The sequence below is a fragment of the Halomonas lysinitropha genome, assembly GCF_902500215.1.
In the GTDB taxonomy this organism is placed as follows: Bacteria; Pseudomonadota; Gammaproteobacteria; order Pseudomonadales; family Halomonadaceae; genus Halomonas; species Halomonas lysinitropha.
Genome location: NZ_CABVOU010000018.1, coordinates 1 through 297, shown reverse-complemented (window position 1 = coordinate 297; position 297 = coordinate 1). Strand labels below are relative to the sequence as shown.

At 62.0% G+C, this 297-nt stretch carries 1 protein-coding gene; it reads right to left on the bottom strand.

Going from position 1 to position 297, the window contains the following annotated elements; genetic code table 11:
* Positions 1-297 (bottom strand): hypothetical protein (locus HALO32_RS17900; protein WP_225809684.1); only part of this gene is annotated, 297 nt, incomplete at both ends.

Below are 297 nucleotides of genomic sequence, written 5' to 3'. Positions count from 1 at the left end.
CCACCTCCGTCGTGGCCGGGTCATCCTCACCGATGGTGTCAGCATCCTGGGTGGTCAGGCTCGGTGCATCGAACGTCGTGTCCTCTGTGACAGTCACCGCCGGCACATCATCGTCGAAGCTGAAGCTGTCGCTGATGTCGACGGTCTCGTCATCGCTGGCACTGTCCTCGTCGCCGTCCGTGATGGTGGCCGAGGCAGTCAGCAGGATGCTGCCGTCGGGCAGGCCCAGGTTATTGACGTCGTTGTTGAAGGCATCGTCGTCCAACAGTTCACCGACGTGGTCGATCTCGGCGTACT